The following is a 20,675-nucleotide window of genomic DNA, read 5'->3' on the forward strand; positions in this document are numbered from 1 at the left end:
ACTCTTAAATTTAATCTTCTACTTTTTTATTATTATTTAACAGCGTATTCATGTTTGTTATCCTTTCGCCTAAACTGACCAGTCTTCTAGACATGGCAGAGGAGAGATCCCCCAACTGCAGCTTCAGCTCTTCCTGTTGTTTCTTTTTTTTGTTTTTATTTGTTTCCCTGTTGATCTCGTAAATCTTATTGATATAGGTATAATTCACTTCGAGAATATAAGGACGGTGAAGGTCTTCCATTGCGAAATCTATCAGATTGGAGAATTTTAAAGATAATTCCTTGCTATTCCAGTAGGTGGCAATAGCTTGCTGATAGATGTCTTTATTGGCATTAACCAGATTGAAAATATCGTTATATGAATAAATGGCTGAATTTAACTGTTCATATGCCCCTTTGTTGTTCAAGGAATTGCTTAATGCTAAAACGGCATCGTTGAAATTTCTAGATTCATTGAGGTAGTTGTTGAGCGCTAATGATATCAAAGGGAAAAATTCTAGTCTGCCTTTTTCCAGCTGTGCTTCATCCACATTTTTTGTGTTCAGCAGTTCCACAATACCGTTATACCCTTTCCTGCTTTCTTCTTCTAACTTCTTTATTATTTTAGTCTGAAAGGTGCTCTGCGAACTCGTAATCTCCGCTTTAATCTGTTTGAGTGGATCAGGTACAGGCTGTGCAACATAGATATCAACAAATGTTCCCGGATCTTTTGGTAAAACTGCCCTTCCTTCCTGAGGGTATTTGATCTCATATTTATTCAGTGCTGCCGACTCGATATTGACATAGTTAATTTCATTAGCACATTTAAAGCTAATGATTCCCTGTGGATCGGTACTTAAACGGTATCCACTAATTATAAATGTGCTGTTTGCTAAGGGGGAGTAATCGCCATACCTAACCCTGAACTTATAATTAATCCCTTGTGCAGATACGGTATGCAAAAGCAGGGACAGAAAAATAACTGCATAACCTCGGGTTCTCATTCCATTTCAGTTAAAGTCAGAAAATCATTTTGGTATATATTTCTTAAACTATTATACACCTCCTTGTTCCCTTTTAAAACAATGATCCTTAATTCAGTACCCGGTTTAATAGGCAAGGTTGCCGAGAAGTTCCCTAAGCTATCCGTTTTAGCCACTTTTGATGTGCCTACAAAACGTATTTCAGCTCCTGAAATGCCAATTTTATCTGGTAAAGAAAACAATCGTCCCTGAAAGGATGTCTGCTCTACATTCTTTATCAGTTGTATCGACAGATTAGTGTGAGTCGATGAATCACTTAACAAGTAGCGCTGCTTTTGAGGGAGATGATATCCTGGTATATGAAGGGATAAATCAATCATTCGGCCCTGATACTCATTGTTAATTCCTGTAAAAAAGGCTATCCCTTGTTCATTTATATTTCGGGTCTGCTGAAATAAGTCTACAATAATGCTGACTGATCCGTTTGTGATTTCATTCGTATCATCAGGTGTTGCAATTTTAACAGAAAGGGATAAGGGCTGTTTCTTTTCCTGAGGCCGATATTGATAGCCTACATATAAAATGATGCAGAATACGACAACCGGACCGGCTAAATATAGATTTCCTTTAGGTGTGTTCGACTGGTAAGTGGCAACTGATTTCATTGCTCCTGCAAGAAAACCTGTTGCAAGCAGGTCAATAAGTATAATCAAAAAGAAATATACAGGTGTGTCCAGTTCAATTTTCTGCTTGCTCAGCGTAACTAAATAAAAGAATAGGGCAAACAAAATGAAGCCGGCCAAAGAAATGAAAATCCAGTTCAGTTGAGTAAGTTTTTTCATGTCAAGCTTATAAATTTACATGAATGAGACTGGATTCTATATAGCTATTACTAGCTATTTTTATGTTTAAATGGGTTCTTTCCAAGTGAGATTTGATTCAAGAAAATAATAGCTTAGGATCTGATAAATCTTTATTTTCTCGAAACAAATGCATCTAGCAGAGGTTATTAGGAGATTAAATTTATCTATTAATTATCTTCTTATGGAAACTATTGAAAATACTGTTGAGGTTTTAAATGACCTATTGCAAATTAATAATGATCGTATTACAGGTTACGAACGTGCTATTGATGAATCCAAAGGTGGAGACCTGGATTTAAAAGCAATTTTTGAAACTTTAATTGCACAAAGTAAACTTTACAAAAGCAGTCTGGAGCAACAAGTGATTGCTTTAGGAGGTACTCCTGATAAAGGCACAACAAACAGTGGCAAGATTTACAGAGTTTGGATGGACGTGAAAGCAACATTCACAGGGCATGATCGTAAGTCAGTTTTAGAAAACTGTGAGTTTGGTGAAGATGCTGCTCAAAAAGCGTATAAAGAAGCACTATCTCCAGAAAATGATCTTCCACAGGATATCAGATCTTTACTTGTAGATCAGCAGACTGAGCTTAAAGTAGCACATGATAAGATCAAAGGTCTTCGTGATGCACAAAGCTAATTAGTATTTAACATTTAAAAAAAGGGCTTGCAATTTATTTTGTAAGCCCTTTTTTGATTTATAGATTCTTTCCTTTTAATACTCTTGTAAAAACCAATATTATAATGCAGATCCAGCACAATAAACTATCCTGTTGGTGCCCTAGTGAATATTTCGGTTTAATTGGGCGCAAAAGGGTATTCCAGTAGAACATTGTGTTTGTATTAAAGGCTCAATTATAGGTTAGTTAATGCCGGTATGTACCTTTAATCATTCCAATATTATTGCTATATTGTCTCAGCTAATCGTCTAAATTATATTCTTACAAATGAGAAATTTGTCTGGGGTTTATATACTAATTATTATATGTTTTCTTTTTAAAATTACCGTTGCTTCTGAAATAAAAGTGCCTGATTATTTCTATTATCAACGATTTGATAATAGAAATGGATTGTCCAATAGTGCCGTTAACATTGTTTTTCAAGACAAGGATCAACTGGTTTGGGTTGGAACATGGGACGGATTAAATATGTATGATGGTACCGATTTTAGGGTTTTTAATTACACCAGTGAAAACCAGTCAGGCAGTATAGGTAATAATGTCATTCAGGATATTAAGGAAGATAAGAATGGCAATATCTGGATTAGTACAATTGGTGGAATTACCCGATTTGAGAAGTCAAGTGGTAAATTTTACACCTATTTCTATAATCTGGCAATTAAAACAAGCATAGCCGAAAAGGAGTATGAGTTGGCAATTGTTGATGATGAAACTGTATTTTGCAGTAGTAAAACATTTGGATTAAGTCGTTTCGATCCTAAAACTAATACATTCAAAAGTATCCCCCGGCTTTCAGGCAAAGGAACGACATCAAAAATGGAAAGTGGTAGAAAAGGGCTGATGTGGTTTTTACAAAGCGATGGAACGTTAATAGCATGTAAAGTCACACCAACAGGACTAATTCGTATCAAAACACTCAAACTTAAAGATCAGATCAGTAACTTTTTTATAGCAAACGATCAAATCCTACTCACAGACACTAAGAATAATTTGCTTACACTGGATCCTCAATTTAAAGTAAAGCCAGTAGCTCATTTGGCCAATAGGATCAAGTTGATTAATTTTTATCAATCCAATTATGTAATTGCCTGGGATTCACAAGGCATCTCCACCTTCAACACGAATTTTGAGCCAAGTTCATTTATGAAAGATGAAGTGAAACAACTGGCAAATAGTAAGGTGACCACTATAGCCTCAGCAAAAGATCAGGTTTTATGGATTGGAACAGATGGCAATGGATTGATTAAAATTTACCCTAAAATAAACCACTTTGGCCTGGTAAACAGGAGTACAACCAATGACTTAAATAAACCCGTTCGCGCCTTTGAGGAGGTTGATGGTAACCTGTGGGTCGGGACAAAAGGCAAAGGCATTGTCATCTTAAATAATTTTTGGAATGAGCCCAAGCTACCCCAGTCCGAAAAAGATTTAACTAGTGCTAACGGACTTGATAATAATTCGGTTTATGTTATCAAAAAAGGCGTTTATCCTTACGTTTATATTGGTACAGATGGCAATGGAATTGGTGTTTATGATTTAAAACGAAAACAAAATATTCGCTGGTCTGAGATTTCAGGCAAGCTAAAATTGCCGGCCTTTGGTTCTGTATATGCTATCCTGCAGGATCCTGACCAGTCCTTATGGCTAGGAACCAGCGGAAGTGGCTTGATCCATTTGGATTTTATAAAGAACCCAAACGAGACCTTGAGTTTAAAGTACCTAAAACAATATCTTTCAAACAGTAGCAATGGACCTGCTAATGATATCATTTACGCATTAAGTGATGGAGGCGATGGTCGTTTATGGATAGCGTGCAGGTATGGAGGGTTAAGCGTTTTAAATAAAAAGACCGGAAAGTTTAAAACCTTTAAAGCTTTTAGTTACCCAAATAGTTTGTCAAATAATGACGTCCTCTCCTTATATCAGGATCAGCAGAAAAGGTTATGGATAGGTACCAGCTATGGGTTAAACATGCTTAACTATAAAGAGACTCTGAAAGACAAACCTGTATTTCGGAAATTTACAATGAATGAGGGACTTCCTAATAATACGATTCATGCCATTGAAGGGACACGCTCAGGAAGTATCTGGGTAAGTACCAATAAAGGATTAGCGAGTGTAAATCCTATAAATGGAGCTATTGCCAATTTTAGAGAAAGTGACGGATTGCAAAGCAATGAATTCAGTGACGGGGCGGTGTGGAAGTCTACAGTAGGTGCACTCTATTTTGGAGGTATTTATGGATTCAACTATTTTCTTCCCGAAAGTATTATAAGCAATAACGTACAACCTAATTTATTGGTTTCCGCTCTTCAGATGGGTGGGAAAAATAGGGAAGAAAACATAGTACAGGTTTTGAAAAAAGCACCAGCTGATATTCCTGAATATACCCTGGAAAGAAAAAGTAACTTCTTTCAGATCAAACTAAAGTCAATGAGCTTTTTAAACGAAGCCAAGAATGAATTTGCCTATAAACTGGAAGGTTTGGATAAAAACTGGATCTACTCCGGCTCCATTGGAAATATCGCATATAATAACATTCCACCCGGCAAGTACTCCCTTCATGTCAGGTGGAGCAATGGAGAAGGAGTTTGGACTAACGGTGTTCCTGTATTTACTCTTCGTGTTCAACAATATTTATGGTTAACCTATCCGGCTCTGTTTTTATATCTTCTACTTGTCTTGGGATCGGGATATTCCTTTCATATCTATCGGAAGAATAAACTGAGTATGAAATATCGATTGCAGATGGAACATCTTTTAAGAGAAAAGGATGAAGAAGAACATCAGCAACGCTTAAAGTTTTTTACCAACATCGCACATGAGATCCAAACGCCTTTAACAATGATTATGGGGTCGGTTGAGCATTTTTTACAAACGAAGGGGAACGATTATTTTATATCCATGGTGCATCAGCATACGGCCCGACTTACGTATCTAGTGCAGCAACTGATGGAATTCAGAAAAGCAGAAGCGGGTTACCTGACAAAAAACAATGACTATGTGGATATCAGTAAAATGCTCGATAGTCTATCCCTTTTGTTTATTCCTGTCGGGGAACGAAATACCCAAACCTATATCAGAACGGTACAAGAAGACGTAGCTGGTTTTATAGACAAGGATAAACTAGAAAAAATTCTTTTTAATTTGCTGTCCAATGCCTTTAAGCACTCCGGGAAAGAAGAAACAATCTTGTTTAAATCAGTATTTAATCGGGAGGAAAATATACTACAGATCAGCGTATCCAATTCAGGCTGCAAGTTAAATCCGGAAAACTTACAACAAATCTTCAATAAGTTTTATGTCAGCAACGAACATCAGGAATTCAGCACAGGTATAGGTTTAGCATTTGCAAAAGAGCTGGTGACGCTTATGGGAGGCGATATTAAGGTTAATTTAGTAAATGAATGGATCGAATTTACCGTTACGCTCCAGCTTCAAAGGGTAACCGTTGACGGTAAGGAAGCAACGGTCATCACTTCGGCACCATCATCTCTATACGAATCCCTGGTAAAAGTATATGAACATCCTGATTTAACAAATTCAGAAGAAGAAAATAAAAATAGCTTAATTGATACCCTACAACAAAAGAAGAGATCCAGTATCCTGGTAGTAGAAGATGATCCTGAACTTCGTTATCTGTTACGAAATATTTTAAAAACGCAATATATTATTTACGAAGCTAAGAACGGTCGCGATGCATTAAGCTTTCTTCATAAAACGATACCAAGTCTGATAATAAGTGATGTCATGATGCCCGACATGGATGGGCTTGAATTATGTAAAGCCGTAAAACAAACGCCTGCTTTAGCTCAAATTCCTTTTATTATTCTTTCTGCCAGAGGGTCAGAAGATAACAAAGCGGAAGGCTATGAGCTGGGTGCTGACGCCTACATTCCGAAGCCTTTTCAAATTAGCTATCTCCATGTAAGGATCAGAAAGCTGCTCGACTACCAGGCAAGGATGAAAAACCTGATCAAGGATCAAAATATTACGAACCAGTTTATGGATGCCGATATTGCCGATACAGATAAGAAATTTCTGGAAGCTTTGTTAAAGGTTATTGACGCCAATCTAAATGAACCTGATTTAAATGCTGCTATTCTTGAAAATGCACTTTCTATCAGTAAAATGCAGTTATACCGAAAGTTGAAATCACTTGCCGGGATGACTCCTGCTGAATTTATAAAAAGAATCCGATTAAAACATGCAGCTGATATGTTGCTGACCTCACAGTATACCGTGTCGGAAATCTTCTATCGTACCGGATTTAATAACAAATCATATTTCTTCCGCGAGTTCAAAAAGATCTACCATTGTGCTCCAAATGAGTACCGGCAGCAACAATATGAAGAAAATTTAACCTCTTTGTAACTATAGTGAACTAGAATGCAACTATAGTGTACCGCTTTCTGGTGCTTCCAATATAGATTTGTTTTAATCAAAAACTAACTGAATGAAGCAAATTTTATCTAACCGTTCCTTTATAGGGAACTTTATAATCCTATTTTTTAGTATTATTTTATTAAATGCTGCTAGCCTCTTTGCCCAAAACATTCAGCTTAAAGTTTTAGGCGATACCACTAGTGGTTTTCGCGTTGGTTTATATGATGGCAATAAGATGTTATTAAACAATACGGAAGAGTTTTCCCTATTGGTTGCAAATGCAGACTTAAGTGAAAAGGCGTTATTGACAAACTGGAAAGGGGCTAAATGGACTGGTAATGATAGTATAGTTACATTAAGCAGAGAAAGCTACGTGCCAGAGTTTGATGTAAACCTTACTGTACATGTAACTTACAAGGTTATTAATAATCATGTTGTTAGTAAGACCATAAGCCTATTCCAACCGGGTATGCCATCCATGTACTACAGTTTAAAGGAAAAGTTTATTCCAGCTGAAAAACCAAAGAAGTACATCAGCTTTGAACATGATAATTTTCCTGGAGGTTTTGTTCATGAAATGTATCCTGCAGCAGGTTTTGTAAACAAAGAGAATCAAGTAATTGGTTTCTTAATGGATGCAGGATATAAAAATCAGTATACACGAACTACCCGTCGTAGATTCAACGGACGGGGAGGAGGATTTGTCGGGATGCGTAAACTTCCTGACCCCGAATTGCTTTCTGTAGCCACAATTGCTGAACAATCTGCTAACCAGGATTACATCAAACAAACCTTCGGGGAATTATTTAATCTTGATGCAGGGACGAATAAAGTAATAAAACTTCCTGATGTATATCAAAAAAGAGGAAATCTAAAGGTCACTAAAGCAGGATCAATATTTACTATGGACTGCAAGCCTTCCGCACAGGCAGGCATAGAAATGATCGCTCCATTTAAAGATCAAAGATATTACACGCTATCTTTTCTTTGCAAGGGAAATGCTCCTGTAGCATTGAAGCTTTTCCGCGTTAAAAATGGTAAAAAGACAGTAGAGTTAGAAAATGGAGTGAAGTATATTGACAATTTCCAGAATAATGAACAAAAATGGACTTTGTTTAAAGGCAGTGTTATGGTTCCCTATATCGAAAGAGATAGTGTCTCGCTATTCATAGGAACACAAGCTAATAAAGTTTGTCAATTACAAATCAAGGACTTACAAATAACTGAACATCAGCCACAACATGAACCATACAACATCCTTCCAATGGGAGAGAAAGTTGAAAAAACGAGCTACATTTTTGTGGAACCATGGAAAGATCATCGCGAATTCGTGCTGTCTGCGCAAACAAGACTTGCTGAAGGAAAGGAATTCAAAGGCTCACAAATAGAGAAAATGTTGTATGCGAACCTGAATATGCTGACCTGGATAACCGCCATAAATGATTTTAAACCATTTAATGTGCCTAATATGAATTACTCACCCGATATGTATAACCGCGATTCCTTCTTTTCCATTGTCGCTACCTACAATAAGGAGTTAAATCTGGGTATTTGGGATCAGTGGTCTAAAACTCAAACGCCTAAAGGAGGCATTGGAACCATAATTACGCCATACATGGGTTCGGTTGAAGCTAAAGATAATGAGGCAACAATAGAATGGCTGATCTGGGCAATGATGAATAAAAGGCGCTTTAATGCTGAACTGCCTGCAGATAAAATTAAAAAGGCTGTAGACTATGTTCTTAATGAATTCGATGCTGGCAAAGATGGGAAATGCAGGTCTCATTTTTCTATGAGTCAGGTTGATATTATAGATTATCAGCCAAAAACGGATCGTCTGGCTGTCAATCAAGGGATGCTCGCTATTGCATTGAGAACAATTAAGGAACTTGGCTTCCCGATCGAGGAAGCTTACATCCAGAAAGCGGAGCAGGAATACAGAAAGTTCTATGATCCTCAACGGAAACATTTGCTTTTTGACCGTAATTATCCGGATATTATATCCTTAACTGATTTGGAACCGGAGTTCTTTTCCCTTTGGTTATTCAACCGTCCAATGCTGACAGACGAAATGGTCATTAATCATATCGAGCAGATCCCCATCCTTAATAAAGTTACCAATTCACCCCATCCGGAATATGGAACTACAGCACCTATCTGCGTAAGGGTGACACCAGATCCCAAAGGATATGCCTATCTAAGTGCCGATTACCAACCCTTCGCCGAATTTGGAGCCACTAATTATGCAAATGGTCAAAGTGATGGCTTTTATTATAACGGTGGCAGCTGGTTAAGAGCTGAATACTGTGCCTATGTAACCGGATTAAAACATGGATGGAAAAAAGCTCCAGCATTAATGGAAAACCGTGTTTGGGCCGAAATTAACCTGAATCCGGAATGGCCATACAGTAAAGAATTTATACCCACCAAATGGACAACAACTGATTCCTGGTGGCCATCAACGAGAGGGCTATGCTGGAATGTTTTTATTCTAATGGCAAATGAGGTAGCCGGATTACGTAGTCCTGATATGGATCCTGATTATGTGAAACATCATTAATTCAAACTAATAAAGAAATCTAACCAAAATAATCAAATGAAAGCAACCATTAATCATGTATGGCTTATAATGTTAATTATAGCCTTAGCAAACCAAAGTCTTGTTGCCCAGATTAGAATATCTGGAACAGTTAGAGACATAAAGGGTGAGCAATTGCCCGGTGTCAATGTAGTTCAAAAAAATACGACTAATGGCAATGTTACTGATCAGCAAGGAAGATATACCCTTGTTTTGAGAAGTGATGCCCCTCAATCGATCGTGTTTAATTATATTGGCTTTGAAGCGCAAGATATTCCGGTTAACGGAAAAGTTAGTATTGATGTGATCCTGAAAGAAAAAAGGGAGTCCTTAAATGAGGTTGTTGTGCTTGGTTATACCTCACAAAAGAGATCAAATATAACAGGTGCTGTAAGTTCGGTACGTATGGCTGATGTTGAACCCAGGCGAGTGGCTGATGTTGCCCAAGTATTACAGGGACAGGTAGCAGGGGTACAAATTACACAGTCGACAGGTGCTCCGGGTGAAGGTATTAATATTCGTATCCGCGGTGAAGGTACCTTCGGAGATAACAGCCCGCTATTTATTGTTGATGGTACTCCAACACGCGATATTTCCTTCTTGAATCCATCTGATATGCAGTCCGTTACTGTACTTAAAGATGCGTCTGCTGCTGCTATTTATGGATCAAGAGCCTCAGCTGGAGTAATCGTCATTACAACCAAGATGGGAACAACAGGGAAATCGGTAATAGATGTCAACTATTTCAACGGTATCCAGCAGGTAAGTAACCTCCCAACCATGTTAAATAAAACACAGTACATGGATAAAGTTGAGGAAGCATGGAATAACTCAGGGTATCCGGGTACTAACCCTTACACAGGCGATAAAAGCAGAACAGATCTTTCTAATACGAATTGGCTGGATGAATTATTTGAAACCGGACATTCCCAAAACTTGCAACTAAGCGCAAATGGAGGAAGTGAAAAAGTGAAATATTTATTGTCTGGGGCCTATTATAGTCAGGATGGGATAGTAATCTATAAAAACGATCAGTATCAGCGCTTAAATTTCAGATCTAATGTTATTGGTAATCTGAATGACCGTTTAACTGTTGGTTCAAACGTGCAGTTTACTTACGGAAAGCAAGATAAACTTTCTTCTAAAGGCGATGAACCAGGCATTATTCGTCATGCCTTCATCCGCCCTCCGGTTTTGTCCGTTTTTAAAAATACAGATGACCCCACCTATTCTAGTACTAATCCTTTTACTGATCTCCCATTTTACAAAGCAGATGGCACTTACGAAAGTAATAAATATGAATTCAGTAGTAATCCTATCGCTTTGGCTTATTTTACGAATGATAAGAGATCTAACTTTAGAACCTTTGGAAATATTTATGGAGAATATGCATTACTAAAAAATAAAGACCTAAAATTCAGGACAAATGTTGGTGTTGATTTAAATTTTAGTCACAATAAAGCCTTTAATCAAAATTTTGGAGATGACGATGGTGGTGGTGCTGCTGAGGATAAAGGATTAGGACGAAAAAATCGGCCCAATTCATTAAATGAAGATCGGGGACAGGAAAGCACTATCACCTGGAACAATACTTTAAATTACAACAAATCCATTGAAAAACATGTGTTCAGTGCATTGGTAGGTAGTGAATATATCACCAATCATTCTTCTTCAATTGGAGGCACAAGAAACCGTTTTGAATATACACAGGAAGAATTTCAATATCTCGATTATGGAAACTCTTTAACCAACGTATGGAGTTCAGGCTCAGGAGCTGAGTGGACACTCTTCTCTTTGTTTGGATCTGCAAATTATGCTTACGACTCGAAGTATTTCATTACTGGAAACTTAAGGGCAGATGCATCTTCACGATTTGGGCCAAACAATCAATGGGGTTATTTCCCCTCTGTATCCGTCGGTTGGAAAGTTTCAGAAGAGAATTTTATGAAATCGGTAAACTGGCTATCTGACCTTAAACTGAGGGCAAGTATTGGAAAGCTAGGAAACCAAGAAATCGGTAATTATACCTATTTAACCCTGTTCACAAAAACCGGAGAAGAAGTCAAGCTCCTAAGATATGGTAATCCAGATCTAAAGTGGGAAACTACCACTCAAAATAACATAGGTGTTGACTTCGGAATGCTAAAGAATAAAATCTATTTATCTGTAGATTACTTTAAAAAGAAGACTACTGGTATTTTGTTGCCATTGTCGCTTCCCCGAATCGTGGGCGATGTTGAGGCTACCATAGTAAATGCCGGAGAGGTAAGCAATTCAGGCTTTGAAGTTGATTTAGGGTATCGTAATAGTGACAGGGCATTCCGGTATAGTATAAGTGGTAATATAGGTACATTAACCAATCGCGTCGATAAGTTGCATCCAAACTTGCCAAATATTATAGGCCAGGTTACTAAAACTGAGGTTGGTCATCCACTTAATTCCTTGTATGGTTTCAAAATGGATGGTATTTATCAAAATCAAGCGGAAATTGATGATTACCTTTTTGGAACTGTAAATCCTTCAGAACTTCCTGGAGATATTAAATTTAAAGATTTTAATGGTGATGGAATTATTAATGATCAGGACAGAGCTTATATAGGAAACCCTAATCCTAAATTCTCTTACGGTATAAACTTGTCTGCAAGTTATAAAGGTTTCGATTTTTCAGCTTTACTTCAAGGTGTAGGAGGAGTAGATAAATACAATGACCTAAAGAAAATTATAGATTATGATTCTCGTCCATTCAACCACTCCATACGGGTATTGGATAGCTGGCATGGGGAAGGAACAAGTAATACAATACCACGCTCCACTTTCAATGACAATGGAAGCAGTAAAACATCCAGTATTTTCGTTGAGGATGCTTCCTATATGCGTTTAAAAAATATTGAACTTGGTTATTCATTCAGGTCCATACTTGCTAAATCTAAACTGAATGTTCAAAATATTCGCTTTTATGTATCCGGACAGAATCTGTTTACAGTAACTGACTACACAGGTTTGGATCCCGAATCAACCGATATTTTGGATAAGGGTACTTACCCGCAATCAAGAGCAATTCTGTTTGGTGTAAATGTTAAGTTTTAACTCAATCAATTAAAAATACAAATATGAAAGTCATATATATGATAGCAATTCTGGCAATTGTAACTGTTGCTGGTTGTGAAAAGGAATTAAATAAAGAACCAATAGGATTGATAACATCCAATCAAGATGAAACAGACCCGAAGTTGGGTACTGTAGTCTCCTCAGTGACATCATCCTATAAAATGTTGGCAAGTACCCTTAATATCATTGGACAATGGGGTTGGGACGACGGTACTGTTCTACGGAATGATTTTATTTTGCAGGATATTGCATCAGGGGACATGCAGAAGAAATGGAACCCAGATGGAGATCAGGCATGGATGGATGAATTTTCAAAATTTAATTTTACAGCATCTAACGGTGGCTTCAATGGCTTGTGGAGTTATGATTTTGAGGGAGTTTCACGAAGCAATAGAGCCATTGGGTATTTAACAAATGAAACTGTTATTGGCAAAATAGGTATGGATGAAGCCATGAAAAATAAGCTCCTGGCGCAGTGTTATTTTTTAAGAGCATTTTATTATTTTGATCTCGTAAATAACTTTGGTGATGTCCCCTTAATCACTAAGCCACTTAAAAATTTCGCGGAAGCCTATGAAGTAGCTACCAGGGTTCCACAAGCTCAGATTTGGGAACAAATAAGTGCAGATCTTGCTTTAGCTAAACCATTGCTGCCTGCTTCAAAGTATATTGATGATGCAGAAAAGTGGAGGGTATCTAAGGGTGCAGTAATTGCTTTACAGGCAAAAGTGGCTCTTTACAATAAAAAATGGCAGGAAGTGATTGCAGATATCAACGAACTTGAGACACTAGGCTACTATAGCCTAAATGCAAACTACTTCGATAATTTTAGTGTAGCAAAGGAATTTAACGATAACGAGGTAATTTTTGCTTATGATCATCAATCGGCAAAAACACCCGCTATGGGAAACGGGCTTTGTGCCCTTGCCGGCTGGGGCTTTATTGCACCAACCACTAATTTTATTAATTCATTTGAAGCTAATGATCCAAGATTGGGGTATACGGTTGACGTTCAGACACAGAATGTCTATAAGATCTTTGGTGAATTAAATAGCAGCAATAAAGGCAATGAAGATTCTCCAAGTAATAAAATATTTATTCGCTGGGCAGACGTGATTTTATGGAAGGCTGAAGCATTACTTGAAACTGGAGATTATCCAGCCGCAATAGCAATAATTAATAACATTAGGACTCGGGCAAGAAACACGGTAACAGCAAATGGAACCATAACTCCAGCTGGCACACTTCCAAACAGGAATGTTTTATCAACTGATAAAACTCAAATCAAAGATTGGTTAGTTAAGGAAAGGAGATCAGAATTAGGCTTTGAATCTCAACGATTTAATGACCTGAAGAGATGGGGATTAGCAAAAGATTTCTTAAAGTCTTTGGGTGTGAATTTCCAGGACCGCAATTATGTATATCCTATTCCTCAAGGTGAGATTGACAAATCCGGTGGAACCATAGCACAAAATCCAAACTATTAAACGTAACCATTAAATTATTTGTGGTTCTAGAAATTTATTCTCAAGATAATGACAGATATTGCTAAACGATTTTCTCAAAATCCACTTATATCACCTAAAGATTTGGTTCCAAGCAGACCTGGATTGGAAATCACTTGTTTACTAAATCCAGGCGTATTTACTTTCCAGGATAAAACATGGCTACTTGTTCGTGTAGCAGAACGCCCACATCAGCAAGACGGAATCATTTCTTTTCCTGTGCTCCAAAAGAATGGGATAGAAATAATAGAAATAAACGCAAATGATCCCGACTTGAATAAAGATGATCCACGGGTTCTTAAATACAAGGGGGTTGATTATCTAACCACTTTGTCTCACCTCCGCCTGTTATGCAGCGATGATGGCATCCGCTTTTATGAACCCGAAGGGTATCCCATTTTACAGGGAGAAACAGACCAGGAAGCCTTTGGTGTGGAAGATTGCCGCGTGATCAACATAGAAGAAACTTATTATTTAACCTACACGGCAGTATCCGGACAAGGAGTAGGTGTGGGTTTACGTAAGACCCAGGATTGGAAAACTTTTACATCAGAGGGCATGATCCTGCCTCCGCATAATAAGGACTGTGCCATTTTTGAAGAAAAGATAAACGGTAATTTCTACGCCTTGCATCGTCCCAGTAGTGTTGACATTGGGGGTAACTATATCTGGATCGCCCAGTCGCCTGATGGAATCCATTGGGGGAAACATAAGTGTATCATAAGGACAAGGAAAGACAGCTGGGACAGCGCAAGAGTGGGAGCAGGAGCTGCCCCAATTAAAACACCCCAAGGATGGCTGGAAATTTACCATGGAGCGAATAGCAATCACCAATATTGTTTAGGTGCCTTTTTACTTGATCTCGATGATCCCTCCATTGTATTGGCAAGAACCGAAGAACCGATCATGGTGCCCACAGAAACTTATGAGTTAAGCGGCTTCTTTGGGTATGTAGTATTCAGCAATGGACATGTGGTACATGGCGATGAATTAACCATTTATTACGGTGCTGCTGATGAACATGTTTGCGGGGCTCAATTTTCTATAACCGAAATACTAACCGCCTTAACTTATGCATCATGATGAACAAACTTAATGCTGAATTAGCACATTTCAAGGCACAATCACATAATTTCAAAATCCTCACCTTAACCAACTTAATCTACAGTATCGTTTTACCGGTGATCGACATTTTTGTTGCCGCCTATGTTATGCGAAGTTCCAATGATCCGGTTAAAGTGGTCGTATACCAGCTCACCATATATACAGGTATCCCACTTACCTTTTTAATCAATGGCTGGTTGCTTAATCACTTTCCAATTAAGGTGCTGTACTCCTTAGGAATGGTATTGAGCGGCATCTCCATGATGATCATGATGTCATTAAAGACGCTTGACATCACAGGAATAGGAATCGCCGGTATCGTAATGGGCATGTCTTTCGGATTCTATTGGGCCAATAGGGACTTTCTAGCTTTAGCTACCACGAACGATGACAACCGCAATTACTATTATGGATTGGAAACCTTCTTTTATACCATTATTGCAGTAATTATACCGGTTCTTATTGGTTGGTTCATAGAACTATGGGCAAGTTCAGGTGATGCAAAACTCGCTTATATCATGGTTACCGGAATCGTGTTTTTGGTCACCATAGCCGCTTCGGTGATGTGTTTTAAAGGTGAATTTATCAATCCCACGAATAAAAAGTTTATCTATTTCAAATTTCACCCCTATTGGTACCGATTAATGTTCCTGGCTGTATTGAAAGGTTTGGTGCAAGGTTTTCTGGTTACCGCACCGGCTATGCTAATCATGTTGCTTCTTGGTAAAGAAGGGGCGTTGGGAACAGCCCAATCTGTAGGGGCTGTTTTTGCTGCTGTACTCATGTACATCATTGGGCGTAATACTACTCCGGAGCATCGGATCTATGTATTTGGCACTGGTTTAGTTTTATTTACAATTGCTGCATTGATTAATGGCATCTTATTTAATGCAACAGGTGTGATTCTATTTATGCTTTTTCTTCTGTTAGCCAAACCCTTATTGGATCTCGCTTATTTTCCTATCCAGTTTAGCGTTATTGACATCCTCACTAAAAAGGAGAAAAGGAGTGAGTTTGCCTATATCCTGAATCATGAAGCCGGGTTATATGTAGGCCGGTTAACCGGGGCAGGAACCTTTCTCATCCTGGCCTATTATTTTTCAAATGAAATTGCCTTGCGGTATGCCATTATAATTGTCGCAGTGCTCCAGTTAAGTTCGTTTTGGGTGGCCAAAGGGATTATTAAAAAGGGGAAAATAATGAATGTGGAATTGGAATTAGAGAACAGTAGCTTAACTAAAACAATTACACCTAATCATTCTATTCTTTAAATAGATCAAGATAAATTAAACCAACATGATTAAACTTAAACGGAGTGCCGCACTCACGGTTCTACAACTATTTATTACTGTTTTTTCTTTCGCGCAAGTACAACAAATTCGGCTCAACAGGGTAGATAGCATGGCAAATATGCCACAGCCACTCCAGATCATTGATTGGAAAGATATGGCGCTAAATTTTGACCGGACCATTTACGATTTTAATGCCACAGGCAAATATTGGCCAATGGTTTGGATGGATAGTACCGGAAAGAATTTTGATCAGCCTGTAATGGGAATCTATACCGCAGTAGGTGACGTGCGACAAGGTAAAAGTCATAACAAAGGCATGTTCCATGAGGCATTGGCCAATATGGGTTCTGTTTTGGGCGCTACATTAGTGGGGCTGGATAAAAGCAAGCAAAATGGGCTGAATTATGTCGGCATGCTCAAAAACTATTTCAATAAAGATACCGGCTGGGATATCATGATGAACAATACCGCACCCGAAGTCGCCTTACTTGGTGGAGGTTATGGCCGCGATTGGTGGTATGATGTATACCCTAATCTGTTGTTTTATGCCATTTATGACCAGTACCCGCAAGAGCTTGATTTTGACTTTATGGGTAAAAGCATCGCTGAAAAGTTCTTTAAAGCCGATTCTGTTTTGAATGGTAATTACAATTATTCCTATTTTGATTATGGGAAGATGAAACCTTTTAAAACACAGATCTGTGCACAACCTGATGCTGCCGCCGGACATGCTTATGTCTTGTATGCAGCCTATAAGAAGTATGGCGATCCGCGTTACCTGAAAGGTGCTATCAGTTCGATGAAGGCGCTTGAAAGTCAGCAAATTAATCCAACCTATGAATTGCTAATGCCTTTTGGAGCTTATATGGCAGCCCGGATGAATGCAGAGCAGGGAACCAATTTTGATGTGCAGAAAATGCTGAACTGGACATTTGATGGTACTGCTGTATGTCGTGAAGGCTGGGGTTTTCTGGTTGGTAACTGGAATGGTTTTGATATTTCCGGAACGGTTGGGAGTACAGTAGACCATGGAGGGTATGCTTTTTTAATGAACACTTTTGATGCCGCATGGCCATTAGTGCCCTTAGTAAGATACCAACAGGGGTATGCGCATGCCATCGGAAAATGGATGTTGAATGCCGTAAACGCCTCCCGTTTATTCTATCCGCAATACATGCCAAAGGATCACCAGACCATTCCAGAGTATGCCGCTGTAACTAAAGGAGTCATCGCTTATGAAGGTTTTGCTAAAAGCTCTACCTTCGATTCTTTGTATCAGACCTTGAAAGCACCAGTAGCACAAGGTGATGGTCCTAAGTGGGTGCCCGGACAGAATCCTGAAGTTTCCCAGTTTAGCGTTTATGGAAGTGCACATGCCGGCATCTTTGGCAGTATGGTGAAAAATACAGAAGTGAATGGAATCCTAAGGTTGGACCTTCTTGCAACTGATTTTTACAGACAGGATGCTTATCCTACTTTCTTGTACTATAACCCTTATCATACGGCTAAAAGTATCTTTTTCAAGCTCCCTGCCGCTAAAGTAAAGAAGAATAGAACGGACATTTATGATCTGGTCTCCCAAAAGTTTATCGCTCGCAATCTCGCTTCAGGATCTAATGTTAATATTCCTGCTTTAGAATCGGTCGTATTGGTTTGTGTCCCTACCGGATCGGTTAAAACTGTTCAGGATAATAAACTAATGTTTGGAGGTGTTGTCGTGGATTATAGCTATAAGAAAAACTAAAAACTCTAAACTAAAAACGCTTATCAAGTTTGCAATTTGTTACATAATGACAAACAAATAGGTCGCAACATTTTGCCACTTATTTGTTTGTTAGGATATGCTTTATAACCGGTTGGCTTTTTTGAAGGGGCAGTTCATCACGATCATTTTGTTTTTTGTGCTGATCAAATTAGCTATCCACTTGCCGTTCAATGGTCGTTACGGATTTCATGCTGATGAGTTATTGTATCTGGCGATGTCTGATGACTTGGCATGGGGTTATAAAGAAGGCCCTCCTTTCATTGCCGGAATAGTTTGGTTCAGTGTGCAGCTTTTTGGAGATTCACTATGGGCATTACGGTTAATTCCTACCCTATGTGGAGCATCGGTTGTTTTGCTAACAGGTTTGCTAACCGCTAAAATGGGTGGCGGTAAAGTGGCTGTTCTAGTTACCTGTACGGCATTATTATTTGATCCTTCCTTTCTCGCAACTGCCTACATGATGCAGCCAGTTGTTTTCGATCAGTTATTCTGGCTTTTGAGTGTCTTTCTGCTGATTAAATATATTCAGTCCCAAAACAGTCGCAATCTGATTTATCTGGGATTAGTTGTTGGCATCGGCATGATGAATAAAGTAACGATCGGTTTATACCTGCTGACCTTAATTTTTGCCCTTCTCTTATCACCTCAACGAAAATTGCTTTTTAATAGATATTGGCTTTATGCTGCAGGAATAAGTTTGCTGATTTTTCTTCCACATTTAATATGGCAGGTGATCCATCATTTTCCTATCATTCAGCAATTTAATGAATTAAGAACCAATTACTGGTCGCACACCAGTACTTTACAACTTGTTAAACAATTGTTTTTAGCCCATGGGGCTTCCGGATCGGTATGTTTCGCTGGTCTTCTCTTCCTGTTTCTGTCTCCTGAGTGCCGATCCTATCGTTTTATTGCGCTCGGTTTTGTGTTCTTGCAGATCGTGCTGCTGCTCATTCAGGGGAAAACGTATTATTCATTTGGTGCCTTTCCCGTATTATTTGCTGTAGGTGGCATCTGTTACGAACAACTTTTCCTGATGTATAAAAAACCAGCTTTAAGGCATGCTTTTTTCAGTATGCTGGTTATCCTGGGACTAATTTCAATTCCTGCTGCTGTGCCGGTTCTGTCTTTAAGAAACACAGTCCTATACTTTGAATCGATGAAAAAATATTCAGGGATTCAATTGCCACTAAAATGGGATGACGGCACCTATCATACCCTTACGCAATATTATGGACAGATGCTGGGTTGGGAGTTACTTGCAAAGGAGACCGCTTTCCTATACCAATCTTTGCCTGAAAATCAACAAATAACTACTGTTATCGTAACCGATAATTACCAGCAAGCGGGAGCCATTTCTCATTTTGGGAAAATGTATCAGTTTCCGCCCTCTGTTTCCAGGATGCCAAGTTTCTTTTCACATGGTATTGTGAAACGTCTGCCGGAGTATATCATACAGGTAACGTCTAAAGGTAAGCCAGTACTATTCGATCATACCCAATTAATTGCACAACAAAAGATTACTGAGCCTCATTCGGAGATTGATGGTGCTACCATTTATTTGCTCAGGATTAGAAGAGGGTATACTCAATAGGAATCTTACCGACCGAAAACCACTATTTACCGAAAATTCCTATACGTACACCTATTAGCGCTTGTCTGAATATTCATTGTCCTATATTTTTGATCCAACATCGAAACAAACGAAATGAATAATATCAACAACATCGCATTATTTTTCCTTTTAGCAATAGCAGGTACGCTTCAGGCGCAAACTAAAACCAAGGGAAATCATATAGAAGGGAGCATCAAAGATGAAAATCAACACCCACTGGATTTTGTAACCGTATCCTTAATCCGTGTCCAGGATTCCACGCTGTTTAAAACTGCTTTAACTGACGAGCAAGGCAAGTTTATCTTCGCAACTGTCCCTGAGTCTGATTACAAACTAGTCGTTACGCAAATCGGCCGCCAAAAATATACCAGTTCGCCGATAAAGGTAGATAGCGAACAACCTGTCGTTCATCTAGACCCTGTTACACTAAAAACCGACAGCAAAGAACTAAAGGAAGTAACCGTCACCGTTCAAAAGCCACTTATTGAACGCCAGGGCGATAAACTGATTATCAATGTAGAAAATAGCAGTGTATCTGCCGGATCCACAGCTCTCGAAGTTTTACAAAAAGCTCCGGGTATCACACTTGATAAAGATGATAACGTCGCCCTAAAAGGCAAAGGAGGCGTATTGATTATGATCGATGGGAAACCAACATATCTGAGCAGTGCTGATCTGGCATCTATGTTGCGTAATATGCAAAGCAATGAAATTGAGGCCATTGAAATTATCAGCAATCCATCCGCACGGTATGAAGCGGAAGGGAAATCAGGCATCATTAACATTCGCCTGAAGAAGAATAAAAATTACGGTACAAA

12 protein-coding genes are annotated in these 20,675 nt (G+C 38.6%); 10 read left to right on the forward strand and 2 right to left on the reverse strand.

Annotated elements, in window-relative coordinates:
- Positions 1–10: 10 nt before the first annotated feature.
- Both ADIARSV_RS18705 and ADIARSV_RS18710 read right to left on the reverse strand, forming a co-directional pair.
- Entirely contained in the window at positions 11–982 is a 972-nt protein-coding gene (locus tag ADIARSV_RS18705; RefSeq protein ID WP_016197230.1) for a hypothetical protein, read from the reverse strand.
- The gene (locus tag ADIARSV_RS18710; protein ID WP_016197231.1) at positions 979–1,803 is read right to left on the reverse strand and encodes a hypothetical protein; all 825 of its coding nucleotides are present in this window, start codon (positions 1,801–1,803) and stop codon (positions 979–981) included. The genes ADIARSV_RS18705 and ADIARSV_RS18710 overlap by 4 nt, the downstream gene beginning before the upstream one ends.
- A 202-nt stretch (positions 1,804–2,005) precedes the next feature.
- On the opposite strand from ADIARSV_RS18710, the gene ADIARSV_RS18715 reads away from it, so the two are divergent.
- The 10 genes from ADIARSV_RS18715 to ADIARSV_RS18760 form a co-directional block, all read left to right on the forward strand.
- Entirely contained in the window at positions 2,006–2,464 is a 459-nt protein-coding gene (locus ADIARSV_RS18715) for a ferritin-like domain-containing protein (RefSeq protein ID WP_016197232.1), read from the forward strand.
- Positions 2,465–2,771: 307 nt separating this feature from the next.
- The gene (locus ADIARSV_RS18720) at positions 2,772–6,878 is read left to right on the forward strand and encodes a two-component regulator propeller domain-containing protein (protein WP_040300639.1); all 4,107 of its coding nucleotides are present in this window, start codon (positions 2,772–2,774) and stop codon (positions 6,876–6,878) included.
- A gap of 82 nt (positions 6,879–6,960) precedes the next feature.
- Positions 6,961–9,450 carry a hypothetical protein gene (locus ADIARSV_RS18725; RefSeq protein WP_016197234.1) on the forward strand — a complete coding sequence of 830 codons (2,490 nt, stop codon included), beginning with the start codon at positions 6,961–6,963 and terminating at the stop codon, positions 9,448–9,450.
- Between the two features lie 36 nt (positions 9,451–9,486).
- A complete protein-coding gene (locus ADIARSV_RS18730; protein ID WP_152439944.1) occupies positions 9,487–12,555 on the forward strand; it encodes a SusC/RagA family TonB-linked outer membrane protein in 3,069 nt (1,022 codons plus the stop codon).
- A 23-nt stretch (positions 12,556–12,578) separates the two neighbouring features.
- A complete protein-coding gene (locus ADIARSV_RS18735) occupies positions 12,579–14,063 on the forward strand; it encodes a RagB/SusD family nutrient uptake outer membrane protein (RefSeq protein WP_016197236.1) in 1,485 nt (494 codons plus the stop codon).
- A 48-nt stretch (positions 14,064–14,111) separates the two neighbouring features.
- Positions 14,112–15,164, forward strand: coding sequence for a glycoside hydrolase family 130 protein (locus ADIARSV_RS18740; protein ID WP_016197237.1), 1,053 nt, complete (start codon positions 14,112–14,114; stop codon positions 15,162–15,164).
- Positions 15,161–16,456 carry an MFS transporter gene (locus tag ADIARSV_RS18745; RefSeq protein WP_016197238.1) on the forward strand — a complete coding sequence of 432 codons (1,296 nt, stop codon included), beginning with the start codon at positions 15,161–15,163 and terminating at the stop codon, positions 16,454–16,456. Before ADIARSV_RS18740 ends, ADIARSV_RS18745 begins: the two co-directional genes overlap by 4 nt.
- 25 nt (positions 16,457–16,481) lie before the next feature.
- A complete protein-coding gene (locus tag ADIARSV_RS18750; RefSeq protein ID WP_040300641.1) occupies positions 16,482–18,221 on the forward strand; it encodes a hypothetical protein in 1,740 nt (579 codons plus the stop codon).
- Between the two features lie 97 nt (positions 18,222–18,318).
- Entirely contained in the window at positions 18,319–19,836 is a 1,518-nt protein-coding gene (locus tag ADIARSV_RS18755) for a glycosyltransferase family 39 protein (RefSeq protein ID WP_016197240.1), read from the forward strand.
- Positions 19,837–19,950: 114 nt separating this feature from the next.
- On the forward strand, positions 19,951–20,675 hold a 725-nt coding region (locus tag ADIARSV_RS18760), incomplete at its 3' end, for a TonB-dependent receptor (protein ID WP_040300643.1).

Source organism: Arcticibacter svalbardensis MN12-7 (genome assembly GCF_000403135.1).
Lineage (GTDB): Bacteria > Bacteroidota > Bacteroidia > Sphingobacteriales > Sphingobacteriaceae > Arcticibacter > Arcticibacter svalbardensis.

Excerpts from the sequence above, each read along its gene's own strand:
- ADIARSV_RS18710 (WP_016197231.1), bottom strand. The coding sequence starts at position 1,803 with ATGAAAAAACTTACTCAACTGAACTGGATTTTCATTTCTTTGGCCGGC.
- ADIARSV_RS18745 (WP_016197238.1), top strand. The coding sequence starts at position 15,161 with ATGATGAACAAACTTAATGCTGAATTAGCACATTTCAAGGCACAATCA.
- ADIARSV_RS18740 (WP_016197237.1), top strand. The coding sequence starts at position 14,112 with ATGACAGATATTGCTAAACGATTTTCTCAAAATCCACTTATATCACCT.
- ADIARSV_RS18720 (WP_040300639.1), top strand. The coding sequence starts at position 2,772 with ATGAGAAATTTGTCTGGGGTTTATATACTAATTATTATATGTTTTCTT.
- ADIARSV_RS18750 (WP_040300641.1), top strand. The coding sequence starts at position 16,482 with ATGATTAAACTTAAACGGAGTGCCGCACTCACGGTTCTACAACTATTT.
- ADIARSV_RS18735 (WP_016197236.1), top strand. The coding sequence starts at position 12,579 with ATGAAAGTCATATATATGATAGCAATTCTGGCAATTGTAACTGTTGCT.
- ADIARSV_RS18725 (WP_016197234.1), top strand. The coding sequence starts at position 6,961 with ATGAAGCAAATTTTATCTAACCGTTCCTTTATAGGGAACTTTATAATC.
- ADIARSV_RS18705 (WP_016197230.1), bottom strand. The coding sequence starts at position 982 with ATGAGAACCCGAGGTTATGCAGTTATTTTTCTGTCCCTGCTTTTGCAT.
- ADIARSV_RS18715 (WP_016197232.1), top strand. The coding sequence starts at position 2,006 with ATGGAAACTATTGAAAATACTGTTGAGGTTTTAAATGACCTATTGCAA.
- ADIARSV_RS18730 (WP_152439944.1), top strand. The coding sequence starts at position 9,487 with ATGAAAGCAACCATTAATCATGTATGGCTTATAATGTTAATTATAGCC.
- ADIARSV_RS18755 (WP_016197240.1), top strand. The coding sequence starts at position 18,319 with ATGCTTTATAACCGGTTGGCTTTTTTGAAGGGGCAGTTCATCACGATC.